Origin of the sequence: Sphingobium sp. CCH11-B1 (genome assembly GCF_001556865.1) — a bacterium.
GTDB lineage: Bacteria > Pseudomonadota > Alphaproteobacteria > Sphingomonadales > Sphingomonadaceae > Sphingobium.
Map to the genome: position 1 here is coordinate 1 of NZ_LSJY01000048.1, position 7,367 is coordinate 7,367.

Here is a 7,367-nt window from a genome sequence, read left to right on the forward strand (position 1 = left end):
CAAAGCCGGCCAGGTCGCGGAGCTGCCGTTCGCACGACTGGTCGGCTGTCGAAACCCTGGCGTAGATGGCGGCGCGCTGTCCCAATTGAACCCTTCTGGAATTAGGCCTCGAAAAGCCTTGATTTGCGTGGGGTCAGTGTTGTCCAAAACAGACTTCTGTTCAATGGGGACAAGCCGTGCATGCCGAGACGCCATATCCTCAGCGCCCGACAGCGTTCGGCCCTACTCGACCTACCGACTGACGAAGCGGCGCTGACGATGAATGAGGCAGAGCGCCCGCGGCTACCCCCGCCCTTCTGCAATTTTGATAAAGGGATCACGCCGCTTCGAGCGTAGGGATACGCGCGATGATATCGGCGTCCTTCACTGCCTGCACACGCAAGTCGTAATTGCGCTGCATGTTCACCCACATTTCGGGCGTGGTGCCGGTTAGCTTGCCGATCCGAAGCGCCATAGTCGGGGTGACATCCTGCTTTTCAGCGAGGATATCGTAGAGGGTCTGCCGCGACACCTCGATCAGCCTGGCGATCTCCGCCTTGGGCTTGTTGAGTGCGGGCAGAATGTCCTCCCGCAGCAGCTCACCGGGGTGCATCGGGGCAAGGCCGGATACGAGCTGGTTCATCATCTGTCTCCTGTCCGGGCCGATCCCAGATCATCATGCGTCTCTGTATAAGCTCTATATGTAAACTAAAGCCTTACATGTCAAGCATTGGCTGACAGATTTTTAGGAGGGGCTTGCCCCTCCTCAATGATAATCCTCGATATTCACGTCGATCGCATTGCCGTCATCCCAAGCCCATGTGACCCGGTAATTGCCGCTGGCATCGACTGCATATCGTTTGGGCTTGGTGCTCAACCCATGAAAGCGAAAGCCCGGAACATTCATGTCCTCGGGCTTCGTGGCAGCATCTAGCGTGAGCAGGATGCGGCGAACGCGGTTGTGGTTCTGGACGGGAAGTTTTGAGCCATCTCCCTTGGTGGCGAAGGCTTCGAGCGCCTTGCTGGTGTATGTTTTAATCATAGACACATTGTAAGGCATTTCCTGACATTTGTCAAGTATTACCTTACACTCTGCCGAAAACGATTCTTCGGCGGCGACCCTACCGCCCGAACCCGATATCCGGCCCGTCACGTCCACGCTGACGGTCTAGCTCCTGCTCTCGCTGCCGATCCCGCCCACGCTGCCCCGATTGGTCCAGCTCAATCGCCGGCACCTGGTCGCGCTGGGGTGACTGGTCGAGCGCCGGCACCGCCCCGAACCCGCCCTCGCTGCTGGTCTGTAGCCCCGATCGCATCGCCCGCGCTGCGCCCTGGACCAAGCTGGACATGCCCTGCATCGCTAGATCGGCACGCTCGCGGAGTTGGTGGGACCACTCCCGTATCCGCTCCTGACCACGCTCGATGTAGAAGCCCAGCCCCCGCTTCTCCATGATCGCCTCGTTCATCTGCCCGCGCGGGGTAACGGCGTGCGGCTCCTTGCCGGCCGCGATCTGCTCGGCCGACGCGCGCCGCTCGATCGCGGCCGACGCATGGCCCATCTTCACGGTCGGTTCGATATCCAGCCCCTGACGCTCGTAACTGCGGTGATCGACCCGCTCGGCTACCTGGGCGTGTTCCAGCGCGCTGTTGACCATCCCGGCCCACCGCTCGCGGATCGCCTCCACCTCCACCGAGGCCGTCGAGCGCACGTCGAGCTGGCGCGTCTTCGCCCCCAGCCCGTCCGCCTCCGCTACCCGCGTCGTCGTCATGACGTGGGCATGGTGGTTACGATCGTCGCCGTAATCATGCGGGGCGTGGATCGCGGCATCCACTGCCACCCCGTAGCGGTTGCGGATATCCTCCGCGAAAGCACGCACCAGGTCGCGGCGCTGGCCGGCGTCCAGCTCGGCCGGCAACCCCAGCTCATATTCTCGCGCGACCTTGGCGTCCTTGCGCTTCTCCGCCGCCTCGGCCGCGTTCCACAGCGCGGAGCGGTCCTGCGCCCACTCCGCGCCTTCCGGGGCGACGATGAACGCGTCCTCGACGCCGCCCCGCCGCGTGTAGTCGTGCACCAGGCCGTCGCGCTCGTTTTCGAGACAAGCGCCGGTCCGGTACGCCGCAGCCGCGACCGCGCTGCGCCCGGTCGAGCGCGACACCGATTTCACCGCCAGATGGTAGATCGCCATCGTCGCGCCTGCCTTCTCCAACGTGGTCCAGCGGCGTTGCGCTGGTCGGGGTGTGGGGCGGAGGCCCCGCTGTCGCATCGCGACATGGGTGCAGGGTATCCCTGCCGCACGCATTACGCAGTAATGCTAAAGTGCGCCCTTGTCTCCTATCGTCGTCTCGGGTGGTTTCGTTTGTTGGTTTGAGCTATGCTCGCTTTGTTATCGTGCTTTCACGCGGAGAAGGTATGGCGGCACCAACACCCGAAGCCATCGAACAGGCTCGCAAACGGGTCAACCAGGCCAAGGCCCGTCTCGACGCGCTCAATGCCCGTGTCGCTGCCGAGGGCCGTCGTCTCGATACCCGCCGCAAGATCATCCTGGGCGGACTGCTCATCGACGCCGCCAGCAAGGACAAGCGGTTCGCCGGCATCGTCTCCGAACTGACCCACCGCATCAGCCGGGATCAGGATCGCAAACCGTTCGAGGGATGGACGCTGCCCGGGGAGGATCGCTGATGGACCGCGACCGCGACGACGACCCCCGTCGCCTGCTCGAACAGGCCCGCCAGCTCAACGAGCGGGAACGCGGAAAGGGAATGGCTCGTGGCGGGAGCCGAACCGATGCCCCGGCCGGCAGGTTCGATCCCGCCGAGTTCGACACGCCCCCCGATCCGCCACCCTCTGCCGCCGGTCGCGCGCGCGATGTCGCCGACGCCGCCCAGGCGCACAGTTTCTTCTCCCACCTCGACACCAACATCCAGCGCGTCCTCGCCGGCTTTGGTACCCTGCGCGATCTGGTGGCCGATGTGCGCGCCAGCCTTGCCGATGCCGCCGCCAGGGACGCACAGCGCGCCGAGGACGAGGAAGCCCGTGACAAGGTCATAGCGGCCCGCCTGGTCGATCCTGCCGCCCTGGAGGCCCGTGCAGAGGCTGGCGCGCGTCGTGGAGCCACGGACGGCCTTGCCGGGGCGGGAGAGGCCCTGCGACGTCGGATCGACGCTGACACGGCCGCGCACGCCGCCCTGGCCGATCGTCTTGCGGCTGATGCCGCCGATCGCCGCGCCCATGAGCAGCGCCGGCGCCGGTGGGACAGGTGGTGGAACGGCGCGCTCGCCGGCTTCGCCCTGCTGGTGCCGATTGCCGGGGGTTACGGCTACTACCTGGGTAACGGGGCCGGCGAGGCGCAAGGCTATGCCCGCGCCCGTGATGAAACGGCTGCGGCGAGCTGGGCCAACACCGTCAACGGTAAGCTCGCCCGCCGCATCGATCAGGCAAGCGAACAGACCATCCCCGCCATTGCCGCCTGTCCCAAGGATCACGGTTGGAAGCGAGAGAAGCGCGACGGGGTATACTGGTGCTTCGGCGCGAACCCTGATGCCAAATCCTACACCGGGTGGCTGCTGCCATGAACCTAGATGATCGCACCCGCACCTGGCAGCTCATCATGACCGGACATGATCTCCGGCGCGTCACGCTCGATACCCAGGCGGACATGGCGCGGCTGCTCGACCTCGATCCCTCAATCTCGCACCTGACGCTGGAAATCGGCGGGGATCGCGTCCACGTCGCCCGCGACTGGCCCAGCGACCAGTACGAGGAGGCCGATCGCCTGATCGATCGCATCGCCGCCTCCGGCGTGTCTGCGATCGTTGTCCACGAGCGCGACGGCAAACCCCCTCGCCGCGTGACGACCGGCGAATGATGGCACGATGCCTTCGCCCCGACTCCTTCCTCGCCAAGCCTGCGGCCGGTAGGCCGCCCCTGTGACGGCGTAGCCGGCACGCATCATCGGTGCATCGGCCGAAGGCCGATTCCGCTTGTCATCATGCAACGCCAGCCTCGCGCGTGCGCGATGATTCTAGATTCTATTGATTCTATGATTCAGGGGTTGCTTGTCTGTTGATTCATATAGGAAAAATGGCCTGACCTACGACAAATGGGGTGCTCAGTTACGACAAATGGGGTGAGCACCTACGACAAATGGGGTGCTCAGTTACGACGGATCGGGTGCCCCGTGAGGAATGGGGTAACTGTGCGATCTATGACATTGACGTTGATCTTATGTCGTAACTGGCTAAGCTCATGCTGTGCTCGACGACCTTCCTATCGGCCGCACGATGAAGGCGGCTTCCACGATCTCGGTTCGTGACGGTCATGCCATCGTCAAAGCTGGCGAGTTCATCGAAGCACGGTTCGGCGCGGGTACGTCACCCTCTTTGGCGGCCCGCAAGACCCTAGCCCTTCTAATCGCCAAAGCTGCCGGTGAAGCGTGGCGACCGGGATCACATGTCATCGCCAAGCGCGATCTGCGAGGCACCCACAACGCCAATGATCGGATCCAGGACACCCTCGATGAGCTGATGGATGTGAAGTTCCAAATGCCTTCGACCTCGGCGCAAGGGCGTGCGGCGACGCTCACCGCTGCCCTGCTTGCCTGGACGCTCAACGAACATGCCGAAGACGGCCGGGCCACCGTCGAGTGGGAGTTCACGGCACCGGCTAGGGCAATCCTACAGGGGAGCGATTACTACGCTCGCCTCAACCGGGCGGCTCTGCTCGCCTTCCGGTCGAAGTATGCGATCACCCTCTATGAGATGGGTTGCCTGCTGGCTGGACGGCGTAGCCCCACATGGTCCGGAACGGTCGATGAGTTGCGGGAGCGGCTTGGCGCACCCTCTAATTCGATGCCCAACTTCTCCGACTTCCGGCGTCTGGTGCTGACACCTGGCAAAGCCGAAATCGATCAGCTCGCTGCCTTCACGATGGACTGGTCGGAAAAGCGCGGGGCGCGGGGCAAGATCACCCACGTCACCCTGACCTTCACCCCTAAAGACGACGACGCCACTGACGCTGCGGCCGATGAGGCAGGACGCCATAGCAGCGGCCGAAAGGCCCGCCGGGAAGGGACGACAGAAACCATCGTCGACACCGCCAGCCTCATCGCCTCGGCGGCTTCTCGGCTATCGGTTTCGGACACCCTACGCTGGCCGGCCGACGATCAGGTGGACGAGTTCAAGACCCCGGAGCTTCATGCAATCGGAATGGCCCTAGGCGGTGGTCACTCCGTACAGCGCCTAGCGGATCAGTATGCTCGCGTCCGCCCCGAACAGCGCCGTAAATTGGTAGGGGATGCCCTCAAGGCAGATTGGACGAAATGGGTTACGGGGTGTGCCACCAAGTGGGGCAGAGTCTGACCATTTCGCCACCTGACCGTTTCTGCTAACAGTTAGCGGATCACGTTTTGAAACGATCCGCAACAGGGACGGATAAAATGGCTTACACCCTCGGAGAAGCCGCAAAGGCGACAGGTATTAGCAAGGCTTCCATATCGCGAGCCATCAATAGTGGTCGAATTTCTGCGACAAAGAAGGATGACGGTTCTTTCTCGATTGAGCCAGTCGAACTGCACCGGGTGTATCCTCCCAAGTCAGCCGCACCAGTAACCGAAACACCATTTGAAACGCTACGCAACGGCAATGCTGACACCCGTAACGGGTCAGATTCCAATGTATTACAGGCTCGTCTTGATGCTGCCTTGGAACAGTTGCGCGATCGGGACGGCACGATCGACGACCTTCGTCGTCGCCTCGATCAATCGGATGAGGAACGGCGTGAGGCTCAAGCCCGAGTGATCGGACTGCTGGCCGGACCCGGCCCCACGGAATCCAAGAGGGGGTTTTTCGGTCGTCTATTTGGCCGTCCTGACGAATGACCGCGATCACATCCATCAAATGAGATTTACACCCCCATTTTGAGGTCGAGCTTGATCGTATCGCCGGGCATGCCGGTCAGAACGGCGATCTTCTCGCGGGCGAAAGCCAGCACATCCGCAACGGTATTGAGCGGCGGAAGCGTTCGGGATCGACAGTCGCGTCGATGAGGTGTCGGTGCGCGGCTTACCGATCATGTGCCGGAAATCGATGCTGTGCCCCCGGTGGGGATGGCTGATCCGCACACGCGGCGTGGACATTACCCTGTCCGGACCGAGGAAGAGCTCAATGCGATCGTCAAAGAGATGCGCGTTGAGGCGCCGTCCGACGAGGCGGGAAGGCACCGAATAGGTAACCCGATCGATGGCGACGGTGCCGTTGCGGGTGGGCGATCGTGCCGGGCCTCGTCGCGCGCGAGATCGCGCCGGCGAGCTGGCAATGGCCCGAGCGCATGGCGGCGCGGACGCTCGACTTGCCTCGTTGGGAAGCGGGTCAGCGCATGATGCAGAGCGCCAGCCCGACCGCGTTTAGCGCGATCATCGCCGGTAACAGGATCGTAACGGCCAACCGCGAAGCGATCGAGGGTTGCAAGAAGGCAGCGGTGAAGGCCGCTGAGACGGTGCGCTGTACGATCAGAGTCAGTCTGGAAAGGCGGGATGATAGTTATGCATCACGCTAACGCATCCTCCTCAGCATCAGCATCGAGCATTCGGCCCATCGCGTAGTAATCGCCAATAACGCCTGATTCTTTATTGGCTGCCACAACATCTCCGCACACGGTATAGCCAAGCCGTTCATAAAATGCGAACGCCCGGTCGTTGCGAACAGCGACGTGGAAGATCAGGAAGAGCAAGCCACGGCGACGTACCCATTCCTCGGCGGACTTCACCAGGCTTGCTCCAAGCCCACGTCCCTGCCACCGTGTCCGGATAGCCAGATCAAAAGAGGCAAATTCTGCAGCGCCTTCGATGCACACGCTCCGTACATCTATGTAGCCGACGAGGTCGCCTATGCGTTGCAGGACGAAGATGCCTCGCTCGCCGGCTACGGCGGCGTTTAGTTCGGCAGTTGTGCGGCGCAGGAGTTCCCCTCGATCCCGGACATCGAAGATCATATGTTCCGCTTCGCGAGCGAGGGCGATCTTCAAGCGTACCAAAGCTTTAGCGTCGTCAAGGTTCGCCGGCCGTAGCTCGCTCCAGCTCTGCTTTCCGCCTACTTGAGCTATCGAACGCGCCGGCGGGAGTGGGCGCGCGTATATTACCTGTGTCATGTGAGGATCTGGACTCCCTGTAACGCGCGCGCGCGCTTTGAGATCGCGAGTTTGCCGAGGGAAAGGTGACCAGAGCGGAAAGCGTGACGTGGGGAAAGCCGCGCCGGATAGCTGAGGCTGCGCGGCCCGTCCGCTTGACGCTGTTCCCGCTTCCAAAAGGCAAAAAGCCCGAGCAGATTCCCCGCGACCGATACAAGATCAACGGCCAAGGCGAACGGTGCGCCAATGAGAAGATTGTGGGCCA

General features: G+C 62.6%; 11 protein-coding genes and 1 pseudogene. 6 read left to right on the top strand and 6 right to left on the bottom strand.

Annotation, left to right across the window (positions count from 1 at the left end; translation table 11 throughout):
* Positions 1-316 precede the first annotated feature (316 nt).
* The 3 genes from AX724_RS05635 to mobQ form a co-directional block, all read right to left on the bottom strand.
* Positions 317-622 carry a HigA family addiction module antitoxin gene (locus AX724_RS05635; RefSeq protein WP_205499322.1) on the bottom strand — a complete coding sequence of 102 codons (306 nt, stop codon included), beginning with the start codon at positions 620-622 and terminating at the stop codon, positions 317-319.
* Positions 623-745: 123 nt separating this feature from the next.
* Positions 746-1,021: a type II toxin-antitoxin system RelE/ParE family toxin gene (locus AX724_RS05640; RefSeq protein ID WP_030092726.1), complete on the bottom strand. Its 276-nt coding sequence runs from the start codon at positions 1,019-1,021 to the stop codon at positions 746-748.
* A gap of 79 nt (positions 1,022-1,100) precedes the next feature.
* Complete coding sequence (gene mobQ, locus AX724_RS05645; protein ID WP_047167716.1) at positions 1,101-2,165, bottom strand: MobQ family relaxase; 1,065 nt, start codon at positions 2,163-2,165, stop codon at positions 1,101-1,103.
* Positions 2,166-2,389: 224 nt separating this feature from the next.
* Here mobQ and AX724_RS05650 point away from each other — a divergent pair, with 224 nt between their 5' ends.
* From AX724_RS05650 to AX724_RS22670, 5 genes are all read left to right on the top strand, one after another.
* Complete coding sequence (locus AX724_RS05650; protein WP_047167715.1) at positions 2,390-2,659, top strand: hypothetical protein; 270 nt, start codon at positions 2,390-2,392, stop codon at positions 2,657-2,659.
* A complete protein-coding gene (locus AX724_RS05655) occupies positions 2,659-3,552 on the top strand; it encodes a hypothetical protein (RefSeq protein ID WP_053000203.1) in 894 nt (297 codons plus the stop codon). Before AX724_RS05650 ends, AX724_RS05655 begins: the two co-directional genes overlap by 1 nt.
* Complete coding sequence (locus AX724_RS05660; protein WP_047167714.1) at positions 3,549-3,845, top strand: hypothetical protein; 297 nt, start codon at positions 3,549-3,551, stop codon at positions 3,843-3,845. Before AX724_RS05655 ends, AX724_RS05660 begins: the two co-directional genes overlap by 4 nt.
* 385 nt (positions 3,846-4,230) lie before the next feature.
* A complete protein-coding gene (locus AX724_RS05665; RefSeq protein WP_047167713.1) occupies positions 4,231-5,337 on the top strand; it encodes a replication initiation protein in 1,107 nt (368 codons plus the stop codon).
* Positions 5,338-5,414: 77 nt separating this feature from the next.
* The gene (locus tag AX724_RS22670) at positions 5,415-5,855 is read left to right on the top strand and encodes a recombinase (RefSeq protein ID WP_082370061.1); all 441 of its coding nucleotides are present in this window, start codon (positions 5,415-5,417) and stop codon (positions 5,853-5,855) included.
* A 15-nt stretch (positions 5,856-5,870) separates the two neighbouring features.
* Here AX724_RS22670 and AX724_RS24905 read toward each other — a convergent pair whose 3' ends face one another.
* Complete coding sequence (locus AX724_RS24905) at positions 5,871-6,197, bottom strand: hypothetical protein (protein ID WP_409593005.1); 327 nt, start codon at positions 6,195-6,197, stop codon at positions 5,871-5,873.
* A 50-nt stretch (positions 6,198-6,247) separates the two neighbouring features.
* On the opposite strand from AX724_RS24905, the gene AX724_RS05670 reads away from it, so the two are divergent.
* Positions 6,248-6,532, top strand: coding sequence for a DUF6118 family protein (locus AX724_RS05670; protein WP_231736497.1), 285 nt, complete (start codon positions 6,248-6,250; stop codon positions 6,530-6,532).
* Here the strand turns inward: AX724_RS05670 and AX724_RS05675 are convergent.
* Positions 6,524-7,123, bottom strand: a complete 600-nt coding sequence (locus tag AX724_RS05675; RefSeq protein ID WP_066764259.1) for a GNAT family N-acetyltransferase — start codon at positions 7,121-7,123, stop codon at positions 6,524-6,526. The two genes, AX724_RS05670 and AX724_RS05675, sit on opposite strands and share 9 nt — an antisense overlap.
* Positions 7,120-7,367, bottom strand: a pseudogene (locus AX724_RS24385) (YgjV family protein); the annotation flags it as partial. The pseudogene AX724_RS24385 and the gene AX724_RS05675, both read right to left, overlap by 4 nt.